The 21,558-nt window shown below is 58.3% G+C and carries 19 protein-coding genes; 10 read left to right on the top strand and 9 right to left on the bottom strand.

Going from position 1 to position 21,558, the window contains the following annotated elements; translation table 11 throughout:
• The first annotated feature begins 230 nt into the window (after nt 1-230).
• Complete coding sequence (locus P8O11_RS02400) at nt 231-596, top strand: arginine transporter (RefSeq protein ID WP_300291251.1); 366 nt, start codon at nt 231-233, stop codon at nt 594-596.
• 23 nt (nt 597-619) lie between these two features.
• Here P8O11_RS02400 and hisD read toward each other — a convergent pair whose 3' ends face one another.
• Together hisD and meaB are read right to left on the bottom strand one after the other, a co-directional pair.
• Nucleotides 620-1,921 carry a histidinol dehydrogenase gene (hisD, locus tag P8O11_RS02395; protein WP_300291249.1) on the bottom strand — a complete coding sequence of 434 codons (1,302 nt, stop codon included), beginning with the start codon at nt 1,919-1,921 and terminating at the stop codon, nt 620-622.
• A 138-nt stretch (nt 1,922-2,059) separates the two neighbouring features.
• Nucleotides 2,060-3,034 carry a methylmalonyl Co-A mutase-associated GTPase MeaB gene (meaB, locus tag P8O11_RS02390; protein ID WP_300291247.1) on the bottom strand — a complete coding sequence of 325 codons (975 nt, stop codon included), beginning with the start codon at nt 3,032-3,034 and terminating at the stop codon, nt 2,060-2,062.
• A gap of 61 nt (nt 3,035-3,095) precedes the next feature.
• Between meaB and hrpB the strand changes: the two genes are divergently transcribed.
• The 3 genes from hrpB (at nt 3,096) to P8O11_RS02375 (ending at nt 7,635) form a co-directional block, all read left to right on the top strand.
• Nucleotides 3,096-5,519 carry an ATP-dependent helicase HrpB gene (gene hrpB, locus P8O11_RS02385; protein WP_300291245.1) on the top strand — a complete coding sequence of 808 codons (2,424 nt, stop codon included), beginning with the start codon at nt 3,096-3,098 and terminating at the stop codon, nt 5,517-5,519.
• Between the two features lie 81 nt (nt 5,520-5,600).
• Nucleotides 5,601-6,065: an NUDIX hydrolase gene (locus tag P8O11_RS02380; RefSeq protein WP_089888825.1), complete on the top strand. Its 465-nt coding sequence runs from the start codon at nt 5,601-5,603 to the stop codon at nt 6,063-6,065.
• An 82-nt stretch (nt 6,066-6,147) separates the two neighbouring features.
• Nucleotides 6,148-7,635, top strand: coding sequence for an inorganic phosphate transporter (locus P8O11_RS02375; RefSeq protein WP_300291242.1), 1,488 nt, complete (start codon nt 6,148-6,150; stop codon nt 7,633-7,635).
• Nucleotides 7,636-7,649: 14 nt separating this feature from the next.
• Here P8O11_RS02375 and gndA read toward each other — a convergent pair whose 3' ends face one another.
• The 3 genes from gndA to P8O11_RS02360 form a co-directional block, all read right to left on the bottom strand.
• Entirely contained in the window at nt 7,650-9,050 is a 1,401-nt protein-coding gene (gndA, locus tag P8O11_RS02370; RefSeq protein ID WP_300291275.1) for an NADP-dependent phosphogluconate dehydrogenase, read from the bottom strand.
• Between the two features lie 167 nt (nt 9,051-9,217).
• Nucleotides 9,218-10,144, bottom strand: coding sequence for an ornithine carbamoyltransferase (gene argF / locus P8O11_RS02365; protein ID WP_273499053.1), 927 nt, complete (start codon nt 10,142-10,144; stop codon nt 9,218-9,220).
• Nucleotides 10,141-11,325, bottom strand: a complete 1,185-nt coding sequence (locus P8O11_RS02360; RefSeq protein WP_300291239.1) for an aspartate aminotransferase family protein — start codon at nt 11,323-11,325, stop codon at nt 10,141-10,143. The genes argF and P8O11_RS02360 overlap by 4 nt, the downstream gene beginning before the upstream one ends.
• A gap of 243 nt (nt 11,326-11,568) precedes the next feature.
• Here P8O11_RS02360 and P8O11_RS02355 point away from each other — a divergent pair, with 243 nt between their 5' ends.
• From P8O11_RS02355 to P8O11_RS02345, 3 genes are all read left to right on the top strand, one after another.
• Entirely contained in the window at nt 11,569-12,468 is a 900-nt protein-coding gene (locus P8O11_RS02355) for a DMT family transporter (RefSeq protein WP_300291237.1), read from the top strand.
• A gap of 100 nt (nt 12,469-12,568) precedes the next feature.
• Nucleotides 12,569-13,168 (top strand): GcrA family cell cycle regulator, encoded by a 600-nt coding sequence (locus P8O11_RS02350; RefSeq protein WP_300291235.1) that lies wholly within the window; start codon nt 12,569-12,571, stop codon nt 13,166-13,168.
• A gap of 95 nt (nt 13,169-13,263) precedes the next feature.
• On the top strand, nt 13,264-13,980 hold the full coding sequence (locus tag P8O11_RS02345; RefSeq protein WP_300291233.1) for an NAD(P)-binding domain-containing protein: 717 nt from the start codon (nt 13,264-13,266) through the stop codon (nt 13,978-13,980).
• On the opposite strand, the gene P8O11_RS02340 is transcribed toward P8O11_RS02345, so the two are convergent.
• The 3 genes from P8O11_RS02340 to P8O11_RS02330 form a co-directional block, all read right to left on the bottom strand.
• Nucleotides 13,946-14,584 carry a sugar transferase gene (locus P8O11_RS02340; protein ID WP_300291231.1) on the bottom strand — a complete coding sequence of 213 codons (639 nt, stop codon included), beginning with the start codon at nt 14,582-14,584 and terminating at the stop codon, nt 13,946-13,948. The genes P8O11_RS02345 and P8O11_RS02340 overlap by 35 nt on opposite strands.
• Nucleotides 14,585-14,874: 290 nt before the next feature.
• Nucleotides 14,875-15,096 (bottom strand): YMGG-like glycine zipper-containing protein, encoded by a 222-nt coding sequence (locus tag P8O11_RS02335; RefSeq protein WP_300291229.1) that lies wholly within the window; start codon nt 15,094-15,096, stop codon nt 14,875-14,877.
• A gap of 195 nt (nt 15,097-15,291) precedes the next feature.
• Nucleotides 15,292-16,218 carry a rhodanese-related sulfurtransferase gene (locus P8O11_RS02330; RefSeq protein ID WP_300291227.1) on the bottom strand — a complete coding sequence of 309 codons (927 nt, stop codon included), beginning with the start codon at nt 16,216-16,218 and terminating at the stop codon, nt 15,292-15,294.
• Between the two features lie 107 nt (nt 16,219-16,325).
• On the opposite strand from P8O11_RS02330, the gene pncA reads away from it, so the two are divergent.
• The 3 genes from pncA to pncB all read left to right on the top strand — a co-directional run bounded on the left by pncA (nt 16,326) and on the right by pncB (nt 20,618).
• A complete protein-coding gene (gene pncA / locus P8O11_RS02325; RefSeq protein WP_300291225.1) occupies nt 16,326-16,928 on the top strand; it encodes a bifunctional nicotinamidase/pyrazinamidase in 603 nt (200 codons plus the stop codon).
• Nucleotides 16,929-17,031: 103 nt separating this feature from the next.
• Complete coding sequence (locus P8O11_RS02320) at nt 17,032-19,248, top strand: PAS domain-containing hybrid sensor histidine kinase/response regulator (protein ID WP_300291223.1); 2,217 nt, start codon at nt 17,032-17,034, stop codon at nt 19,246-19,248.
• Between the two features lie 77 nt (nt 19,249-19,325).
• Nucleotides 19,326-20,618: a nicotinate phosphoribosyltransferase gene (gene pncB / locus P8O11_RS02315; protein WP_300291221.1), complete on the top strand. Its 1,293-nt coding sequence runs from the start codon at nt 19,326-19,328 to the stop codon at nt 20,616-20,618.
• Here pncB and P8O11_RS02310 read toward each other — a convergent pair.
• Nucleotides 20,615-21,388 (bottom strand): hypothetical protein, encoded by a 774-nt coding sequence (locus P8O11_RS02310; RefSeq protein ID WP_300291219.1) that lies wholly within the window; start codon nt 21,386-21,388, stop codon nt 20,615-20,617. The genes pncB and P8O11_RS02310 overlap by 4 nt on opposite strands.
• Between the last annotated feature and the right edge of the window lie 170 nt (nt 21,389-21,558).

The raw sequence follows: 21,558 nt of genomic DNA, 5'->3' as shown, positions 1-21,558 counted from the left end.
AGTACAAGCCACCCCATTCCTCTTTCCCAAAATATCCGAATCCGCCCCCAACCACACGGACATCCATCAGCAATTAAAGCGCCCGCGCCGAGGCCCGTCAGAGCCGAGGCGCCCTCGGGCGATTTGGCGCAGCCAAAGCGCAAGACTTCACGCGCTTGTCATTGAAAATCAGCGTAAATTCGGCCATATTGAACAAAATGGGCTGAAAAGCCTCAAAGAGAGCAGTTTCCATGAGTTTCAAGATCACGTTTACCGCCCTGGCCTCCCTTGCGCTTATCGCGTCTTGTGGGGGAGGGGGTTACAAATCCGCCGCACGCTACGCACCCAAAGCGCCTATTGCTGTCGGTTCCGCCTCTGGACCAATTTCCCGCGCCTGCCTGATGTCCGATCGCAAAGCACGCTCACGTCAGCTCTGCGGCTGCATCCAAGCCGTCGCCGATATGAGCCTCTCTGGCCGCGATCAGTCGCTCGCAGCGTCCTTTTACAGCAATCCCCAAAAAGCGCAGGACATTCGCCAGTCGGACAATCCAAACAACGAACGTTTCTGGAAAAAGTACCGCGAATACGCAGACACCGCGGAGCAGATCTGCGGCTAAAGCAGCTCGGAAGGTACGCTTCTTCAGCCCGCCGCCAGTCTCAGTTTGGCGCGTTGCTTCTCAAGCCTGATATCGGCTGCACGCGCGTGGCCCTCCATGCCCTCATGGCGAGAAATACTCGCTGTCACTTGCGCAAGCTCTGGCAAAGCTTTGGCCTGAACGCGTTGCCACGTTACGGTTTTAAGAAACTTATGCACAGAAAGCCCGCCCGTATATCGCGCCGCGCCTGATGTGGGCAGCGTATGGTTCGGCCCGGCCGCTTTGTCCCCAAAGCTGACAGTCGTCTCCTCACCCAAAAACAGCGAGCCATAAGACGTCAGCGCATCAGACCACCAGTCAAGCTCAGCCGCCTGCACGTGCAAATGCTCAGGCCCGTATCGGTTGGCCACCTCGGCCATCTCCTCACGCGTGTCACATAAGATCACTTCGCCAAGATCCCACCACGCTGCCTCCGCCGCCGCACGGTTGCTCTCGGGCAGCTCCGCCATAAGCTGCGGCACAAGCTTCATAACAAACTGCGCAAACGCCCCATTGTCACTGACAAGCCAAACGGGCGAATTGTGCCCATGCTCCGCCTGAGACACGAGATCCCAAGCCACAGTATAAGCGTCCGCACATCCGTCCGCAATCACCATGCTGTCGGTCGGTCCCGCAATCATATCAATGCCCACAGGGCCAAACATCTGCCGCTTGGCTTCGGCAACATATGCGTTCCCCGGTCCGATCAGGATATCCGCGGGCGCCGCGCCAAACAGCCCCCCCGCCATCGCAGCAACCCCTTGCACACCCCCCATTGCAAGAATGCGGTCCGCGCCCGCAAGCTGCATCGCATAAAGGATCGCTGGGTGAATGCCTTGGCCAGGCTTTGGCGGTGAACACGCCGTAATGTGACTGACCCTCGCCACCTTTGCCGTCGTGATGGTCATCAACGCGCTGGCAATATGCGCATAACGCCCCCCAGGCACATAAGCCCCCGCAGCGTGCAGAGGAATAAGCTTTTGCCCCGCAAAAAGCCCGGGCCGCAGCTCTATTTCCATTTCGCTCACCGTCGCCAGCTGGGCCTCGGCAAAGCGGCGGATATTGTCATGCGCCCAAGCAATATCATCCTTGAGCCCTTGCGGAACAGCCCGCACAGCTTGCGCAACAGCCGCTTCAGTGACCACAATATCGCCATCCCAACCATCAAGGCGCTTGGAATAATCAAGGGCCGCCGCTTCGCCCCCCGCCTTGATCCGCGCCAACATCACAGAAACGGTGTCGCGCACATCTGCGCCGGCTTGCGCTTCGGCGGTGGTGTCGGATGATTTCAAATAGCGGATGGCCATGGTTGCACTCCTATTTCGGAGAACAATTCTGGCGGCGCAATTGCGGACAAATCAAGCACATGCGGCCCACATGCGCCGCAGGCATGGGGCATTTTTCGCCCGCCCAAAACCCTTGTTCAATCTTTCCGAAAGCCGCGCTTAGCCGCCAAGCTTTTCAAGCGCCTCTGCCGCCGCGGCCGAGGGGGTCATCTGCCCGGCCTCAACCTCTGCCGCAAGCGCATCCATCACACTGCGCATCTCGCCTGTTTGCAGCCGCGCCAATAGCCCTTGGCGTACATCTTCAGCAAACCAATGCCGCGCCTGTCGCGCGCGTGTTCCATCAAAATGCCCATTGGCGCGCCGCCAATCATTAAGCTCGCACATCGCCTCCCAAGCCACAGACAACCCATGCTCTTCCAGCGCCGAAACAGTCATAGCCTTCGGGTAGCCTTCAGGGTCTTGAGCCCGCTTGCGCAAAAGCCTCAGCGCGCCCGAATAGTCCGCGCAGGTCCGTGTCGCCGCCGATTTCAGATCACCATCCGCCTTATTCACAAGGATCAGGTCAGCCATCTCCATAATGCCGCGCTTCACACCCTGAAGCTCGTCGCCCCCTGCAGGGGCCAGCAACAACACAAAGAGATCAGACATTTCCGCAACAACAGTCTCCGACTGGCCCACGCCAACAGTTTCGATCAAGACAACATCAAACCCAGCCGCCTCACAGAGTGCAACAGCTTCCCGCGTGCGCCGTGCCACACCCCCAAGCTGGGTCTGGCTGGGCGAGGGGCGGATAAACGCCGCAGGCTCTCGGCTCAGAAACTCCATCCGAGTCTTATCGCCCAAAATAGACCCTCCAGAGCGCGCCGAGCTTGGGTCAACAGCCAGCACAGCAACGCGCAACCCTGCCTTCACAAGCATCAAGCCAAAGCTTTCGATAAACGTCGACTTGCCCACGCCTGGCGTGCCCGAAAGTCCGATCCGCAAGGCTTGCCGCCCTGCCCCCTTCAGGCGCTCCAGAAGGGCACGGGCCTCCGCGCGGTGGTCTTCGCGGCCACTTTCCACAAGCGTAATCGCCCGCGCCAGAGCGCGGCGGTCCCCATCCAAAATTCGGTCGGCTACTGCTTCAATATCCATGCGCCAAAATATGCCCTCTTTGCCGCTTGATTGTCCAGCCCGCGCCATGCTCCAAAGGGACATGCAAAACTTGCCGATCCATGATGCGCTCCCCGCGCTCCTCGCCGCGTTTCAAAGCGGCACGCGCGCGGTGCTTCAAGCCCCTCCCGGCGCGGGTAAAACAACAGTAGTGCCCCTTGCATTGCTGAGTTCAGGTCTCGTCACTGGCCGCATCCTCATGCTTGAGCCGCGCCGCCTCGCCGCACGCTCCGCCGCCGAATATATGGCCTCCACACTCGGGGAGCAGGTCGGGGCAACAGTCGGCTACCGCATCCGCGGCGAAAGCAAGACAAGCAAGCAAACCCGTGTCGAAGTTGTCACCGAGGGCATCCTCACCCGCATGTTGCAATCTGATCCAGAGCTTTCAGGCGTGGGCATGGTGATCTTTGACGAGTTCCACGAACGCTCGCTCAATGCCGATCTCGGCCTCGCCCTCTGCCTCGAAATCAGCGAAGCCCTGCGCGATGATCTCAGGCTGCTGGTGATGTCTGCCACGCTAGATGCCGCCCCCGTCGTCGCGCTCATGGGCGGCGCACCCGTGGTCACATCCGAAGGCCGCAGCTTTCCTGTTGAGACCCGTTGGCTTGAAAAGCCGCTTCCCAAGAGCGCACGGATTGCCGAAGCCATGGCAGCGCAAATCCTCAGCGTACTGCCCGAGACAGAGGGCGGCATCCTCGCGTTCCTCCCGGGCGAAGGCGAAATTCGCCGCGCGGCCGCCCAGCTCGATACACGCGTCCCCGAGGGCGTTTCGGTTCACATGCTTTTCGGCGCACTCCCCTTCAAGGATCAGCAAGCCGCCATCCGCCCCGCAAAGGCTGGCCGCAAAATCGTATTAGCAACCTCCATCGCCGAAACTTCTCTGACCATCGAAGATGTCCGCGTCGTGCTTGACGCAGGCCTCGCCCGCCGCGCGCGCTATGACGCAGGCTCTGGCCTCTCCCGCCTCGTTACAGAAAAGGTCAGCCGTGCAGAAGCCACCCAGCGCCAAGGCCGCGCGGGCCGTGTGGCGACAGGCACCTGCTATCGCCTCTGGACACAGGGCGAAGATGGCGCGCTGCCCGCCTTTGCACCCGCTGAAATTGAGGTGGCTGATCTTGCCCCCTTCGCCCTTGAACTCGCCCTTTGGGGCAGCGCTGATTTGCCCCTGCTCACAGCTCCTCCCGAAGGCACACTCGCAGAGGCACAAAGCCTCCTTCAGGCCCTTGGTGCGCTTGATACAGAGCATCGCATTTCAGCTCATGGCCGCATGCTCGCGGCCCTACCCGTACACCCGCGCCTTGGCCATATGCTCGCCCTCGCGGGCAAAACCGCCGCACCCGTCGCAGCACTTCTGAGTGAGCGCGACATTCTCAAGGGCGCACCCGCCGATCTCGCATTGCGCCTCAAAGCGCTGGAAAACCCCCGTGCTGTGCCCCATCAGGTCAATCACGCCGCGCTTGCCCAAGTCCGCACCGAGGCCAAGCGCCTCGCCCGCACAGCGCCCGATGTCACCACAGCCTATTCTCCCGCTCAAATGGCCGCGCTCGCCTATCCTGATCGCATCGCACTGCGCCGCACAGGAGATGCGCCACGCTTTCTCACATCGGGCGGCAAAGGCATATATCTTGCCGATGACGATCCACTCGCCGCCGCCCGCCTGCTTGTCGTGACAGACACCGACGGTCACCCGCGCGAGGCCCGCATTCGCGCTGCGCTCCAGATATCAGAAGCCAAGCTGCGTGAGGTCTTCGCTCCCGACATCACATGGCAAAATTCTTGTCATTGGTCCCGCCGCGAGCGCCGCGTGATGGCGCTGGAGGAAGAGCGCTTTGGTCAACTCGCCCTGCAATCGCGAATGTGGAAAGACGCGCCGCAAGAGAACATAGCCCGCGCCATGTGCGACGGCATCCGCGAGCTCGGCCTCAAGCCCTCTCCTGCCGCCGAGCGCCTGCGCGCGCGCGTTGCTCTTCTGACGCAAGCAGACCACGAGATGCCCGATATGTCCGACACAGCGCTCCTTGAGACATTGGAGGTTTGGCTCGCACCTTATCTTACAGGCGTAAAAACAGATGCGCAGTGGAAGTCCTTTGACATCCATTCAGCGCTCCAAGCGCAGCTGACCTACGAACAAACCCAGCTCTTGGCTCAGCATGCCCCCGCTCATTTTACCACGCCCTTGGGCCGTCAGATCCCGATTGATTACGCGGGCAATGACCCCGAAATCTCGCTGCGCATTCAGGAAATGTTTGGCCAGCGCACCCACCCCCAAGTCGCAGGCAAGCCTCTGCGCATCACGCTCCTGTCGCCCGCCCAGCGCCCCGTGCAAACCACAATGGATATCCCCGCATTCTGGGATAGCTCCTATTCTGATGTGCGCAAAGACATGCGTGGCCGCTACCCCCGCCACCCGTGGCCCGAAGACCCCCGCGACGCAGACCCTACCCTGCGTACAAAACGCCGCTCCTGAGCGCCGCCTTTGCAATTGCAGAAAAAAAGTGGTATACGCGTGTTAATCAATAATAAAATCGCGGCAGTTAGTCAGTCACTTATGAATAAACAATTCCAAAAAGCTTGGAGCGAACTCCTCAGCCCGTTTCTGCGTCGTCCAAAGCGGCTGCAAGTCGCAGCATTGTGCTACAAGCAAGCCAACGACACCGACGACAAAGAAATCCTCCTCGTCACCTCGCGGGATACGGGCCGCTGGATCATTCCCAAGGGCTGGCCGATTGATGGCAAAAACGCCTCTGAAGCCGCGCTGCAAGAAGCTTGGGAAGAAGCAGGCGTGCGCAAAGGCACGGTCATGGGCAAAGCACTTGGTCTCTACAATTATGACAAAGAGCTCAAAGGCGGGCTACCTGTGGCAGTTGAAACATTGGTCTTCTCCGTGAAAGTCAACGAAATGCGCGATGACTACCCAGAAGCCTCCCAGCGCGAGCGCAAATGGGTCAGCCCGGCAGAAGCCGCAAACATGGTGCAAGAGCCCCAGCTGCAGGACATGCTGCGCAGTTTGTAACAGTTTTGTATCAGTTTTATGACAAATTGATTGAATTACGCCCCAACCTTCTCTAACCGAGCGGGAACGCCAAGGGGGCAAAATGACAGATTTCAATAAGCACGACGCCGATCACCTCGAAACACTCGACCGCGACCTACACCGCCTATCCTATCTGGAAAATGCTACCCAGTATGTTGCACGCCCCATGATGGGCCCAGGCATAGCGCTTGCCTTTATGGTCCTCGCTGGCCTGTCCGCTGCAATCTTCTTCGGCTTTGAGCCGCAAAACTACGTGGTCATCCTCGCCGCCGTCTTCGGCGCCTACATGGCGCTCAACATCGGCGCAAACGATGTCGCCAACAACATGGGCCCCGCCGTTGGCGCCAACGCGCTCACCCTTAGCGGCGCCATCGCCATCGCCGTTGTCTTCGAAAGCGCCGGCGCGCTCCTCGCGGGCGGTGATGTGGTCTCCACAATTTCCAAAGGCATCATTGCCCCCTCTACAATGGCCTCTGCCGATGTGTTCATCTGGGCGATGATGGCCGCGCTGATTTCTGCTGCGCTCTGGGTCAACCTCGCCACATGGGTCGGCGCGCCTGTCTCGACAACACACTCTGTTGTCGGTGGCGTCATGGGCGCAGGCATCGCTGCCGCGGGCCTCTCCGCTGTCAACTGGCCCACCATGAGCGCCATTGCCGCGAGCTGGGTCATCTCTCCTGTTCTGGGCGGAGCCATTGCCGCAGCCTTCCTCGCACTGATCAAATCGCGTGTGATCTATCAAGAAGACAAGATCGCAGCCGCCAAAAAGTGGGTTCCAATCCTTGTTGGTATCATGGCAGGCGCTTTCGCCTCATACCTTGCCCTCAAGGGCCTCAAGCGCATCATGAAGATCGATCTTCCGACAGCTCTGGCCATCGGCCTCGCGCTTGGTGTCGCGGCATGGCTTGTAACAATCCCACTGATCCGCCGTCAGTCTGAAGGGCTTGAAAACCGAAACAAATCTCTCAAAACCCTCTTCGGCATCCCACTGGTTATCTCGGCAGCACTGCTCAGCTTCGCTCACGGGGCCAATGATGTAGACAATGCGGTTGGCCCCCTCGCCGCCATCGTGCACGCCGCCGAATACGGCAGCTTTGCTGACAAAGTCGCGATCCCGATGTGGGTCATGATCATCGGCGCCTTCGGGATCAGCTTCGGCCTCTTCCTCTTTGGCCCCAAACTGATCCGCATGGTCGGCTCACAGATCACAAAGCTCAACCCGATGCGCGCCTATTGCGTCTCACTCTCAGCCGCAATCACAGTGATCGTCGCAAGCTGGCTCGGCCTGCCTGTATCCTCGACACATATTGCCGTGGGCGCAGTCTTTGGCGTTGGCTTCTTCCGTGAATGGGACGCCGCAAAGCGCATGCGTGCCAGCACGGTTGCAATGCCAGATGCACAGCGTATTGCCCCAGAAGAGCGCCGCCGTCGCAAGCTCGTGCGCCGTTCACACTTCATGACAATCATCGCAGCATGGGTCATCACAGTGCCCGCCGCCGCTGTCATGTCAGGGCTGATCTTCTATATTCTGTCCGCCGTCGTACACTAAGCCTAGCGCTTCGTTCAGTCCCACCACGGTCCATTATGCTTGCCCTCTTGGTCAAGCCTCTCAAAACCGTGGCGGCCAAAAAAGTCTCGCTGCGCCTGAATGATATTGGCCGTGCCACTGCCAATCCGCAGGCTGTCAAAGAAGCTGACAGCACTGCTCAAGGCAGGCGCAGGATGCCCCTCACCCAGCGCTGCGCCGGCAACAGCCCGCAAGCCGGGCAGAGCAGCCTGAAGCTTGGCCGCAATCGCCTCCGCTTCCAAAAGCTGGCCGCCATGGCTGGCGCTGTTCTCAAAAGCCTCGGCGATATCGTCCAGCAAGGCCGCGCGTATGATACAGCCCGCCCGCCAAATTTGCGCAATCCGCGCAAAATCAAGCGGCCAGTCATATTCCTCGGCAGCCTGCCTCAAAATGCGAAAGCCCTGCGCATAGGCCAAGATACGCCCCGCCATCAACGCATCCGCGATTTGATCCAAGCTGACGGAAACAGCGCCGCGCCCTGCGCCATATTGCACGCCAAGCCGCGCGCGAAGGACCTTTTCCGACGACCAGCTGCGCGCACCAATGGCAGCTTCAATCATACTCGCGCTCTGCCCCATCTGCAGCGCTTCGATCACAGTCCAGCGTCCCGTGCCTTTTTGACCTGCCGCATCACGGATATGGTCGACAAACGGAACGCCCGACTCCTCGTATTGCAAAAGCGCGCCTGTGATTTCCACAAGATAAGAGCGCAGCGGTCCCTTATCCCAAGCCTCAAACTGCGCACCAATCTCCGGCGCACTCATTCCAAGCCCGAAGTGCATCAGCCCATAAGCCTCCGCGATCATTTGCATATCGGCATATTCAATCCCGTTGTGCACGGTCTTCACAAAATGCCCCGCCCCGTCAGGCCCCAGATGCGCCACACAAGGCACGCCTTCATATTGCGCGGCAATAGCCCTCAACATCGGTTCAAGCTGGGTCCAGGAATGCGCCGTACCACCAACCATCATGGACGGCCCATACCGCGCACCCTTCTCGCCGCCCGAAACGCCCATACCGACAAAGTGCAGATCCTGCTGGGCCAGCGCTTGCGCGCGTCGCCGCGTATCGTGAAAATTCGCGTTGCCCCCGTCGATGATCGTATCACCCGCCTCAAGCAACGGCGTGACCGCCGCGATCATGCTATCCATAGGCGCGCCCGACGGGATCATAAACAGAATCACCCGAGGTGTTTTCAGGCCTGACACAAAGGCAGCGAGTTCAGAATGCGGATGCAGGCGCTCGGCCAACGGCCCCACCTCTGCAACAAAGTCGGCGATCCAGCTGACCTCGCGGTTGGTCACCGCAACATCAAAGCCCTTCTCGGCAAGGTTCAGCGCCAAAGCACTGCCCATCACACCAAGCCCGTATACACCGATATTCGCGCGCACCGTCAGCACTCCCCTGATCGCGCTACCATCCTATTGGACAAAACCCCAAGCGCAAGCATCTAACAAAAACGCCCTGCTTCTTCTCTTCAAAAATATCCCGGGGGAGCACGAGGGGGCGGAGCCCTCTCGCTCCGTGTGCTTGGGTGGGCCCAAGCACAGCCAGAAAAATGCGCCTATTTCCCCAAGCACCAGCGCACCACAGCCTTCTGCGCATGAAGACGGTTCTCCGCCTCATCAAAGATCACAGAGTTCGGCCCGTCCATCACAGCGCTCGTCGCCTCGTCCTCGCGATGCGCAGGCAAGCAATGCATAAACAGCGCATCAGGCTTGGCATGTCGCATCAGGTCTTCATTCACTTGATAGGGCCGCAGCATATTATGGCGGCGCTCTTTGGTGCTTTGCCCGTCATGCATGCTCACCCAAGTGTCAGTGACAACAAGATCCGCACCCTGCACAGCAGTCTTCGCATCCCGCTCAAGGCTCACGCTCACACCTGCTTTACGGGCAAGGCCGATGAATTCGTCTTCAGGGTCAAGCTGGCTTGGCCCCGTAAACACCATATCAAAGCCAAACTGCGCCGCCGCATGCAGGAAGGACGCGCAGACATTATTGCCATCGCCACACCACACCACTTTCTTGCCCTTTATAGAGCCGCGGTGCTCCTCATAGGTCAGAACATCCGCCATGATCTGGCAAGGATGCGTACGGTCCGTGAGCCCGTTGATCACAGGCACAGTCGCATGCTCCGCCATTTCCAGCAGCACAGACTCATCAAACGTGCGGATCATGATCAGGTCGACATAACGGCTCATCACTTTAGCGGTATCCGCAATCGTTTCACCGTGGCCAAGCTGCATTTCACTGCCCGTCAGAAGCATGGTCTGCCCCCCCATCTGACGCACACCCACATCAAAGCTCACCCGCGTTCGCGTGGAGGGCTTTTCAAAAATCAGCGCAACCATCTGCCCCTCAAGCGGGCGCTCGTCATCAAGCGCACCCTTGGGCCGTCCAGCCCGCGCCGTTTTCATTGCCGCCGCTTGGTCAATAATACCGCGCAAGTCGTCCTTGCTCGTCTTATGAATGTCGAGAAAATGGTTCATGCCTTAAGTCCTTCACTGACCGCGCTCGCGGCTTTATCAAGGCGCGCCACCGCCTCAGAAATATCACTCTCCGTAATGTTCAGCGCTGGCAAAAGCCGCACCACATTATCAGCAGCAGGGACAGAGAGCACACCCGCCTCATACCCCGCCTTCACAACGTCAATCGGCGCAACCTTACACTTCAGGCCCAGCATCAGCCCCGCGCCGCGCACGCCTTCAAACACATCAGGATGCGCCGCAACCAAGCCCTCAAGCTTCTGGCGCAAGCCACCCGCGCGGGCGTTCACCTCGGCTAGAAACGCAGGGTCCGAAACAATCTCCATCACCTTGAGACCAACAGCGCAGGCGAGAGGGTTGCCCCCGTATGTGCTGCCATGCGTCCCCGCGACCATTCCGCTCGCGGCCTCTTCACGGGCCAGCACAGCCCCAAGCGGGAAGCCACCGCCAATGCCCTTCGCGACCATCATGATATCTGGCTCAATGCCTGACCACTCATGGGCAAAGAGTTTCCCAGTGCGGCCCACGCCACATTGCACCTCATCCAGGATCAGCAGCGCACCCGTCTCGTCGCAGATATCGCGCAGCCCCTTCAGGCACTGGTCAGGCAGCGGACGAATACCGCCCTCGCCCTGCACAGGTTCGATCAGGATCGCCGCGGTGTTCTCGCTCACAGCCGCGCGCAGAGCGTCGTGGTCGCCCCATGGAAGATGGGTAAACCCGCCAAGGATCGGCCCAAAACCCTTGGTCATCTTTTCGCTGCCCGCTGCCGCAATGCCTGCTGCCGAGCGGCCGTGGAAAGACCCCTCAAAGGTGATAATCTCAACCCGCTCAGGCTGACCTTTTTCATACCAATATTTGCGCGCCATTTTGACGGCGAGCTCACAGGCCTCTGTGCCCGAGTTGGTAAAGAATACGGTGTCCGCAAAAGTCTCTTCGACAAGCTTCTCCGCCAAAGCCTGTTGCTGCGGGATTTGGTAGAGGTTGGAGAGGTGCCAGAGCTTCCCCGCCTGCTCCGTGAGCGCCCCGACCAACGCAGGGTTGGCATGCCCCAGAGCATTTACAGCAATACCCGCTCCAAGGTCCAAAAAGCGTCGCCCGTCCGCTTCCGTCAGCCAGCTGCCCTCGCCCGAGACAAAGCTCAAGGGCGCACGGTTATAGGTCGGCAAAAGAGAAGGGATCATAGGTATTATCCTTATAAGAAGCCCGATAAGTGCCGAAGCAGGCGGGCATAGTCAACATGGGGGACAGAAAAGAGCGCCTTATGGCCGCGCCCATAGCCGTGCTGTCGCCGAGCTTACGCTCGTCGACGTCGTGAGAAGAAAGAGTTCACTGCGTTGCACATACGGACCATCTAGCAGCGCCCTTGCCCCAAGGGAAGCAAAAACCTCTTGCCCCCGCCAGCGGCTTCTCTATCGCTTCTCCACATGAAAGCTCTCGCCCTCCCCAATGCGCGCCTCGCCGTGATGCTCATGCTCACAGCAACTTTCTTTATCGCGAGCTCCACGCTGATGGCCAAGCTCGCGTCTGATCCACGCTTTGGCACACCATTGCATCCCTTGCAGATCAGCCATGGCCGCTTTCTTTTCGCCTTTGTGCTGATCAGCGCCGTGGTCACAGCCACCCAGCAAAAGATCTCGCGGACAAACCTGCGGCTCCACACTGCACGTTCACTGCTCGGCTGGAGCGGCGTCACTCTGATGTTTGCCGCCGTCGCGTTTATTCCCATGGCAGATGCCACAGCGATCAGCTTCCTCAACCCAGTCTTTGCGATGGTCTTCGCCATTCCGCTTCTGGGCGAGCGGGTCGGCCCCGTGCGCTGGAGCGCGGCTGCCATTGCTTTTCTTGGTGCGCTTGTGCTTCTGCGTCCGTCCGCAGCAAGCTTTGAGGCAGGCGCGCTCTTGGCCCTCGGCGCTGCGGTTTTTATGGGGCTCGAAGTGATCCTGATCAAACGCCTCGCAAATTCTGAACCGCCACTGCAAATTCTGTTCGTCAACAACGCGATCGGCCTGATCATTGCGAGCCTCGCTGTGCTCCCCGTATGGCAAATGCCCAGTCCTTCACAATGGCTCGTCCTTGCAGGCGTCGGCTCTGCAATGGCCATGGCGCAGTTCTTCTTCGTCAATGCCATGGCCCGCGCCGAAGCCAGCTATATTGCGCCCTTTGCATTCACCACATTGATCTTCGCCGCCGCTTATGATGCAGCCCTGTTTGGCGCGTGGCCAGATGTCGTCTCAGCGGTCGGCGCGCTGACCATTCTCTCCGGTGCGGGGCTTCTGGCGTGGCGCGAAAGCCATCTCAAGTCAGCCGCATCACCCTCGAAGTGATTCTGCACCTTGTATCTGCGCCCACGATGCTTAGTATAGGGCGCTGATCCAAGTTCTGGCCCGCCTCGTGCGCACGGCCCCCCAACCTCAAGGAAACCGCATGTCCTGGACAGACGAACGCGTAGAAGTATTGAAAAAGATGTGGGGCGAAGGCCAGTCGGCCAGCCAGATCGCCAAAGAGCTTGGTGGCGTCACCCGCAACGCTGTGATCGGCAAGGTACACCGCCTTGGTCTATCCAACCGCACCACAACAGGCGCGGCCAAGCCAGATGCCAAAGCCGCCGCTCCAAGTGCGCCCAAAAAGCCGTCAAAGCCCAAAGCCGCGCCACCCAAGGCTGCCGCAAAAGTGGCCGAGCCTGCACCCGTTGCAGAGCTTGAGGGTGAGGTCGAAGCCAAGCCTATTCCCAAAAGCCCTGCGCGCCGTGCCATTATTCCGGCGGGCCAGCCGCTTCCACCACAGCCCTCAAACAACGAGATCAGCGCCGAAGCCCTCGCAAAAGTCAGCGAAATTGAGAAAAAGGCAAAGCGTCTCACACTCATGGAATTGACCGAGCGTACCTGCAAATGGCCTGTTGGCGACCCCGCCACAGATGATTTCTGGTTCTGTGGCCTGCCCACAAAGTCAGGCAAGCCCTACTGCGAAGCGCATGTTGGCGTGGCCTTCCAGCCCATGTCCTCGCGGCGCGATCGCAAACGCTAAGCAGCTTTTCTGATTGCCTTAAATATCCACAGCCCGCGCCCTCACCCCGCGCGGGCTTTTTTCATTCAGAACACATCCTCACAAGGAGCAGCCACATGAAAATCGGTTTTCTTGGCACAGGAACAATCGCAACAGCTGTCGTGCACGCCCTTGCGCCGCTCGGTCACCTGATCACAGTCTCGGAGCGCTCCGCCGCCAACGCCGCCATGCTAAGCGCCGCCTACGAAAACGTGGCCGTGGCCTACAACGCAGACGTCACCGCTGCGGCAGATGTGCTTTTTCTCGGCCTCATGCCCGACATCGCGCGTGAGGTCCTCCCCGCACTCACCTTTCGAGAAGGCCAACGTGTGATCTCTTTCATAGCCGATCTGCCGCTTTCCGAGGTGCAGTCCCTGATTGGCCCTGCGACAGCCGAAAGCCTCGTCCTCCCTTTCCCCGCAATTGCGCAGACCCGCTCGCCCCTGATCGCTTTTCCACAGTCTGCTCTCGTGTCCGATATTTTCGCGGCGCATGATGTCTTCAATATGGAAACTGAGGCCGAGTTCCGCGCCATGCTTTCGGCCCAAGCCGTTCTGTCCCCCGTCGTGCAAATGCTGCTAACAGCCTCAGATTGGGCCGCTGACAAAGGGGCCGAAGCAACAAAAGCACAAGACTTCCTGCGCAGTCTCATCGCGGCAAACCTGTCAGCAAGCCCGCTTGCGCCTCTCTTGCAGTCTCTCAGCACAGAAGGCGGATACAACGCCCGCTTGCACGCACACATGGACAAGGCCGACAGCTTTACCGACTTGAAAAGCGGCCTCGAGGCGCTCTGAGCGGCACGCGTTTAAAGACAGTCGCAACCATCAGCTGCACATCATAGCAAAGGCTCTGCTCACGCGCATAAATCAAATCTAGCCGCTCCTTCGCTGGGATGCAGGAACGCACATAGATTGCCTCTGCCTCTTCGGCCGTGTGACAGGGCGCAAGCAGAGCCTCCTCGCAGCGATGATAGGCCAGCGTCGCCAAGCCCGTCACACCAGGGCGCGTTTTTAAGACCTCGCCATAAACATCAGGACACATCTCCACATAGCGTCGCAGTGGCGGGCGCGGCCCAACAAAGCTGATATCGCCACGCAAAATGTTGATCAGCTGTGGTAACTCGTCCAAGCGTGTACGCCGCAAAAAACGGCCCACGCGTGTCACACGCCCCGCAGTATGCCCGCCTGAAAGAACAGCCTCAACTTCATCCTGCTTCATGGTGCGAAATTTCCAGAATTGAAACGGCACATTCACCGCCCGCATCCGCTCAGCGATATAGAAGACATCTCCCCCGTCAGACAGCTTGATCACCCCAGCGATCGTAAGCGCCACAGGGGATAGAACAACTATAAGAAGACTTGATAACATCACATCCATCAGCCGTTTACTAATACTCATGCGCTGCATCTCCAGCCATATCGGCACAGCACAACGCCTTCCAGGCGCGTGTCAAACCCTTCTGTAACGGCCAGAAATGAACCTAAATAACTGAATACCCTCTGATGAATCAGAACAGCTACCAAATATCACTCGTTACCTGACGTCTGCTTCACAAACGATTGCGCATCGCTTGTGAGCAGAATCCTGCGTCTTGTGATACTCTGTCACTCAACCATAGATAGAATCAACACTGAAAACACCGCAGCTCATCACTGCGGTGCTTCTGTCTTTATTCAGATCGCTTCAGATCAGGCGGGGCAGCGTGCCACGTAGCGGCTACCGTCTGGGTTTTGATACACACAGTCACCCGCCGTCGGAGCTTTTCCGATCAGGTTGCCAGCAACTGCGCCCGCAACGCCGCCGATGATCGCCCCCTTGGCCCGATCATCAGAACTCGACACAGCCGCACCGATCAAAGCGCCGCCAAGCGCGCCTGCCGCAATGCTCTGGTCTGGTCTGTCGTATCGCAAGCTCCAAGCGCAGCAACAAGCGGTATGGTCAAAAGCAGTCTATACATTTTCGAATCCCCTTCAGGTGGTGGATGTCAGATGGGATCAGGCTGGCATATTACGGAGCTGGCCGAACAGGACATAAGTCAAAGGCCCCTGTCCATGAGCGCTATTTGGCCCATAGCCCGATAAACAGGCCACCCGTCAAACAAGCCTTTAGCCCAGCGGTTCGACGGGCACGTCCACCTTAATGTGCTGTTCGCCGCGTTCGGCCGCAAGGCGGATCTGCTTCTGACGCTCGCGAAAGCGTGTCTTGTCGCTCTCCGTCGTCTCGCCGATGCAGTGGTGGCACGAAACCCCCTGCTCCCACTCTTCCCGCGCCTTATCTTCTGGCAGGACAGGGCGGCGACACGCATGACAGAGCTCATGGGGCCCCTCGCGCAAGCCGTGGCCCACCGAGACACGCCTGTCAAAGACAAAGCATTCCCCGTTCCACGTGCTCTGCTCTTCAGGCACTTTCTCAAGATACTTCAGAATACCACCCTTCAGGTGGTAGACATCTTCAATCCCCTGCCCGAGCAAATAGTTTGTCGACTTCTCGCAGCGAATGCCGCCCGTGCAGAACATAGCGATCCGCTTGTTGTGAAAGCGCTCTTTGTTCTCTTCCCACCAAGCCGGAAAGTCACGAAAGCTCGCAGTCATAGGATCAACCGCGCCTTCAAATGTGCCGATCGCCACTTCATAATCGTTGCGCGTGTCAATCACGGCCACATCTTCTGACAGGATAAGCGCGTTCCAGTCCTCTGGCTCCACATAGTTGCCCACATGGGCGCGCGGGTCCACATCGGGCTGGCCCATCGTGACAATCTCTTTCTTGAGCTTCACTTTCATGCGCGCAAACGGCTGGCTCGCGGCGGTGCTTTCCTTCCACTCCAGCGTGGCACAGCCGGGCAGCGCACGGATATAGCCAAGGACGGTATCAAGCCCCGCACGGTGGCCCGCGATTGTCCCATTGATCCCCTCACGCGCAATCAGAAGAGAGCCGGAAATCCCGTTTTCGCGGCAGATGTCCTGCAGCGGCCCCTGCATCGCGGCGGGGCCTTCAAACGGGGTAAAATGATAGAGTGCAGCAAGTATAAACATAGTCTCGGCCTAGCTGGGAATCGCGGTTTCGGCAAGATGTTTACTCTTGAGTTCGCCCCGATGCACCCCTACCCATTGTCGCAGGACAAGCCTCAAAGGAGCCCGCCATGCCCGCCGATACAGCCCTCCTCGTGATCGACGTTCAAAACGACTTTTGCCCAGGTGGCGCGCTCGCTGTCGACGGGGGCGATCAGATTGTTTCAGGCATCAACACGCTCATGGACGACCACAGCTGCGTCATCCTAACTCAAGACTGGCATCCAGCAGGGCACTCTTCCTTTGCCTCCTCCCATGAGGGCAAAGGCCCCTTTGAGCTCATAGAAATGCCCTATGGCCCACAAGTCCTCTGGCCCGATCACTGCGTCATTGGTTCGCATGGTGCCTCCTTTCATCCCGACCTGCGCACAGACACGGCCCAGATGATCGTACGCAAAGGCTTCCGCCCCCACATCGACAGCTATTCTGCTTTCTTTGAAAATGACCGCAGCACAGCCACTGGCCTGCATGGTTATCTCCAAGAGCGCGGCATCCGCTCACTCGTGCTGACAGGCCTCGCCACAGATTTCTGCGTCGCCTACTCTGCACTTGATGCAGCGCGCCTTGGCTATGTCGTCGAGCTGCACGAAAGCCTTTGCCGCGCGATTGATCTTGACGGCTCGCTTGCCGCCGCCAAATCGCAACTGCGCGATGCGGGCGTCAAAATCAGCTAAATACTGTTAAAAACGCTTATAAATGAGGGCATATGTTACCTTTTCATTAAGCGAAAAAAGGCTAGGTCTTTCCGCATGAGCGCGTGGAAGGAAGCAAGCGGCGATGCCGACAGATACTCTGGAACATGAACAGAAGCTCGCAGAGTTCGAGCAACGCAACAGCCCCGAGGGTTTGCTGCTGCGCTACGCGCGCCGTCGGCCCTCCTACTTCTGGTTCCGCCAGATTTTCATGATCTGCGGCTCTCTCGTTCTCTTCCTTACAGGGCATCCCTTCGTCAGCCTCGCGGTCTACCTGACTTTGCTCGCAGGCGAGCTTGTGGACAGCCTTTTTCTCATGTCTGTTCCACGCAAGCTCGAGCAAGGCGTATCATTCAAGCGCCTCTACAATATCGCCAGCCTCACAGCCGCCTTTCAGGCCGCCACAAGTGTCTCGCTCGCCTTCTTCCCTGTCTGGCTCGAAGGCTCTCCCGAGACGCTCGCCTTCTGCTTTGCCTTTATCGCAGGCGGCGGCATTAACTCGAGCTACATGCTCAGCTTTCACCCTGTCGCGACTTATATCAGGCTCGGCACGCTCCTTGCGTCAGGCATCGCTGCCATGGTCTACGGCGCCGCCTTTGGCAGCCTTGGGCTTCAGGCAGAGATTTATACCTTCTTCGCCTTTTGTATGACCATCTTTCTGATTTATACTTTCCTCCAATACTCCCAAGGCGACTTTGACCACAAAACCAAAAGCAATCGCCGAATGTTGGAACAGAGCCTCGAGCTCGCAGCCTTCAATAAGGCTCTGCACGACCAACAAAGCGAAATCCGCCGCCTTGCTCTCGTCGCACGCTACGCAAACGACTCTGTGATTGTGGCCGACCCGACGGGGCACATCCTTTTGGTCAACGAGGCCTTCACACGGATCACGGGCTATAGCCGCGAAGAAGCCATCGGCAAGCGCCCGGGCACGCTTCTGGATGGTGCAGATACCTCTGTCGCGACGACCACAGCCATTGAAGACGCAGTCGCCTCAGGGAGGCCTCTGCGCACAGAGCTCATCAACTACCGCAAAGACGGAACAAAAATCTGGGTCGAAACCAACCAGGTTCCGATCTACAACGAGGCTGGCAATGTCGAAATGATCATCGCGATCGAGCGTGATGTCACAGCCGACAAATACCACATGGAAGAGCTCGCCGTTGCCAAACGCGCCGCCGAAGATGGCGAGCGCGCCAAAACTCAGTTCCTCGCCACCATGAGCCACGAAATTCGCACACCCATGAACGGCATTATCGGAATGGCCGACCTGCTCAACGACGAAAGCCTCAACACTGAACAAAAGGGCTATGTCGAGACAATCCGCTACTCTGCCGAAGCCTTGATGCGGATCATCAATGACATCCTAGACTTCTCAAAGCTCGATGCTGGCAAATCCGTGATAAATCCTGTTGATTTTGACTTGCTAGGATGCGTCGAGAGCGCTGTTTCAATCTTGCGCCCCAAAGCCATCGAAAAGGATATATTTGTCAAGCTCAACTGCCTCACACCCGTGCCTCCGCTCCTGCGTGGCGATGACGGACGCATCCGCCAAATTGTGATCAACATTGTCGGCAATGCGATCAAATTCACCAAGCACGGCGGCGTGACAATCGATCTCTCCTGCTATGACAACAGCGAGGGCAGCCTCGTCGCTCTCGATGTCAGCGACACAGGCATCGGCATTGCAGAAGACAGGGTTGAGCAGATTTTTGACCAGTTCAGCCAAGCCAACGGCGAGATCACCCGCCAATACGGCGGCACAGGCCTGGGCCTCACCATCTCGCGCATCCTCGCCCATGAAATGGGCGGCGACATCTCGATCCGTTCCACACTAGGTACGGGCTCAACCTTCACAATCTCGCTACAGCTTGATCACACGCTTGATGCGCTCGAGGCGGCCGCCGAAGAAGCTTTGGCCACCGCCGCCGAGATCAAACTGCCAGGGGTCAAAGCGCTTGTGGCTGAAGACAACCTGACCAATCAACTTCTGATCAAGAAATACCTCAAAGATACCGAGATGGAGATCATCTATGCGCGCAACGGTCGCGAAGCTGTTCGCTTGACCCTGTACCACCAGCCGCAAGTGATCTTCATGGACATGTCGATGCCCGAAATGGACGGCATAAGCGCAACTCGCAAAATCCGCTCCGAAAAGGCCCTCGCACAGCCCAAAATCGTCGCACTTACGGCCAACGTTTATGCCTCCGACAAGGCCGCCTGCCTCGCCGCAGGAATGGATGGCTTCCTCTCCAAGCCACTCAAGCGCTCCGAGCTTCTTGGCTGGCTCGGTCAGCTCTGACAAGCTCTTTCTGGGCTTGAACCCATCCGCCCCGCGCCCCATTGTGTCCGCAATATTTTGCAAGGGGGCCGCCGCCCATGGACATCGCCACACGCGTCTGGAATCACAAATGGAAGATCGACCCGATCGTCCGCTCGCTGATCGATAATGATTTTTACAAACTGCTGATGTGCCAGTCGGTCTTTCGCAACAAGCCCGACGCCCAAGTGCGCTTCTCGCTGATCAACCGCGCGCAGGATGTCCCGCTCGCCAAGCTCATCGACGAGGGCGAGCTGCGCGAACAGCTCGACCATATCCGCTCTCTCTCCCTCACCCGCGGCGAAAGCACCTACCTGCGCGGCAACACCTTCTACGGCAAGCGCCAGATGTTCCGCCCCGACTTCATGGAATGGTTCGAGAACCTGCGCCTGCCCGAATACGAACTCACCCGCGTAGGCGACCAATACGAACTCACGTTTGAAGGCAGCTGGCCCGAGGTCATGCTCTGGGAAATCCCCGCGCTCGCCGTCCTGATGGAACTGCGCTCCCGCGCCGTCCTCGGCAAAATGGGCAAATTCGAGCTGCAAGTCCTCTACGCCCGCGCCACAACCAAACTCTGGGAAAAGATCGAGCGCCTGCGCACAGCCCCCGGCCTCAAACTCGCCGATTTCGGAACCCGCCGCCGCCACTCCTACCTCTGGCAAGACTGGTGCGTGCAAGCCATGCTCGAAGGCCTCGGCCCCGACGCCTTCATCGGAACCTCCAATGTCCACATCGCCATGCGCCGCGATATCGAGGCCATCGGCACAAACGCCCACGAGCTGCCCATGGTCTACTCCGCCTTGGCGCAAACGGATGAAGCCCTCGCCCGCGCGCCCTATGACGTGCTGTCTGACTGGCACGATGAACACGACGGCAACCTGCGCATCATCCTGCCCGACACCTACGGAACCAAAGGCTTCCTTGAGCGCGCGCCCGACTGGCTCGCCGGCTGGACAGGGATCAGGATCGACTCTGGCGACCCCGCAACAGCCGCCGAAACAGCGATCAACTGGTGGAAATCCCGCGGTGAAGACCCGACAAAAAAACTGGTCATCTTCTCCGATGGCTTGGACGTCGACAAAATCCTCGAACTCCACAACCAGTTCTCAGGCCGCGTCCGCCCGTCCTTCGGCTGGGGCACCCTCATGACAAACGACTTCCGCGGCCTCACATCTGGCGACGCCCTCGCACCCTTCTCCATGGTCTGCAAAGCGATCGAAGCCAACGGCTCCCCCACAGTCAAACTCTCCGACAACCCTCGCAAAGCCATGGGGCCAAAGGCAGAGATCGAACGCTATAAACGGGTATTCGGGGTCGGGGAGCAGGACGAAATGGAGGTTGTGGTTTAAGGTTCGATCTCTTTTTTATCAGCAGCGAGTAGCAGCACTTCCTTTTTGTGCTGCCTAATTTCTGAGAGCGTTTCGCTTAGAGCATCACCTCTATGTGCTTCATCTTCCTGGCCGTCTTCGTTAGCTGAATGGGGTTCTATGAACTCGAGTTCGCCTCCTTTTTCAAAAAACGTTAGCATTTTCATTACAGCCTGCTCCATGAGACTTTTTTGCTCGTGATTAAGCACGAGCTCACCCTCTTGCGCGATCTCGTCTACAAGGGCTGCTTTTCTCGCAACAACATCACGTTTATGGTTTTCCTTGAGCATTCGCTCGATTTCAGCAGTATGCATTCGTTTTTGTTTTAGTTCTTCAATTGCGGAGAGAACCTTTATTCCATCAAGCGCCATACCTGATACATTCTTTGTTATCTTAGCAAGAACCAATGTTACGGCTGCAGTCCCCGCAAGACAGACGAAAACTGACCCATTCCACACGCCTCTAACTTGGACATCTTCGGGCGTTTCATCCGAGGCTGAAGTCACACCTCGAATAATTTCATACCAGTCCGCTGTGCGCTTCTTGAGATCAGCACTGTTCTCAATCGCAGCCTCATTTTGGAAAATAATGCGAATTTCGACCTGCTCACGCCACAACAATCGATGCTCAGTAACCCAATCCAACTGTCCAAGAGGCCCGCGCAAGGCGTCTAATTTGGACTGGGCTTGATTGAGCTTCGAAATAAATGACTTCAGTTTATCCCGAGCGGTTGCAGGGTCAAAGTCGCTCACCCGTACAATAGAGTTAACCGCAATACTCCCAGATGCTCCCAACTGGTCTTTGACTTACAAATTTTCAAGCCATTTTACCAGGTTATGGTTGAGTCTCTCTAGTGGCACGGACCGTAATAGACCAACGGCTTTGTCTAATTTTTCTACAACTGGCTGCTTCTGTGGTTGAC

The sequence above is a fragment of the Lentibacter sp. genome (assembly GCF_029254145.1).
Lineage (GTDB): Bacteria > Pseudomonadota > Alphaproteobacteria > Rhodobacterales > Rhodobacteraceae > Lentibacter.
The sequence above is the reverse complement of the archived record's forward strand: the minus strand, read 5'-3'. Positions and strand labels throughout refer to the sequence as shown.

What these genes read in the sequence shown, in the direction of transcription:
- pncB (WP_300291221.1), top strand. Translation starts at nt 19,326, where the DNA reads ATGGACATCGCCACACGCGTCTGGAATCACAAATGGAAGATCGACCCG.
- pncA (WP_300291225.1), top strand. Translation starts at nt 16,326, where the DNA reads ATGCCCGCCGATACAGCCCTCCTCGTGATCGACGTTCAAAACGACTTT.
- P8O11_RS02330 (WP_300291227.1), bottom strand. Translation starts at nt 16,218, where the DNA reads ATGTTTATACTTGCTGCACTCTATCATTTTACCCCGTTTGAAGGCCCC.
- argF (WP_273499053.1), bottom strand. Translation starts at nt 10,144, where the DNA reads ATGAACCATTTTCTCGACATTCATAAGACGAGCAAGGACGACTTGCGC.
- P8O11_RS02360 (WP_300291239.1), bottom strand. Translation starts at nt 11,325, where the DNA reads ATGATCCCTTCTCTTTTGCCGACCTATAACCGTGCGCCCTTGAGCTTT.
- P8O11_RS02400 (WP_300291251.1), top strand. Translation starts at nt 231, where the DNA reads ATGAGTTTCAAGATCACGTTTACCGCCCTGGCCTCCCTTGCGCTTATC.
- P8O11_RS02345 (WP_300291233.1), top strand. Translation starts at nt 13,264, where the DNA reads ATGAAAATCGGTTTTCTTGGCACAGGAACAATCGCAACAGCTGTCGTG.
- P8O11_RS02350 (WP_300291235.1), top strand. Translation starts at nt 12,569, where the DNA reads ATGTCCTGGACAGACGAACGCGTAGAAGTATTGAAAAAGATGTGGGGC.
- P8O11_RS02355 (WP_300291237.1), top strand. Translation starts at nt 11,569, where the DNA reads ATGAAAGCTCTCGCCCTCCCCAATGCGCGCCTCGCCGTGATGCTCATG.
- hrpB (WP_300291245.1), top strand. Translation starts at nt 3,096, where the DNA reads ATGCAAAACTTGCCGATCCATGATGCGCTCCCCGCGCTCCTCGCCGCG.
- hisD (WP_300291249.1), bottom strand. Translation starts at nt 1,921, where the DNA reads ATGGCCATCCGCTATTTGAAATCATCCGACACCACCGCCGAAGCGCAA.
- P8O11_RS02340 (WP_300291231.1), bottom strand. Translation starts at nt 14,584, where the DNA reads ATGAGTATTAGTAAACGGCTGATGGATGTGATGTTATCAAGTCTTCTT.
- P8O11_RS02375 (WP_300291242.1), top strand. Translation starts at nt 6,148, where the DNA reads ATGACAGATTTCAATAAGCACGACGCCGATCACCTCGAAACACTCGAC.
- meaB (WP_300291247.1), bottom strand. Translation starts at nt 3,034, where the DNA reads ATGGATATTGAAGCAGTAGCCGACCGAATTTTGGATGGGGACCGCCGC.
- P8O11_RS02380 (WP_089888825.1), top strand. Translation starts at nt 5,601, where the DNA reads ATGAATAAACAATTCCAAAAAGCTTGGAGCGAACTCCTCAGCCCGTTT.
- P8O11_RS02320 (WP_300291223.1), top strand. Translation starts at nt 17,032, where the DNA reads ATGCCGACAGATACTCTGGAACATGAACAGAAGCTCGCAGAGTTCGAG.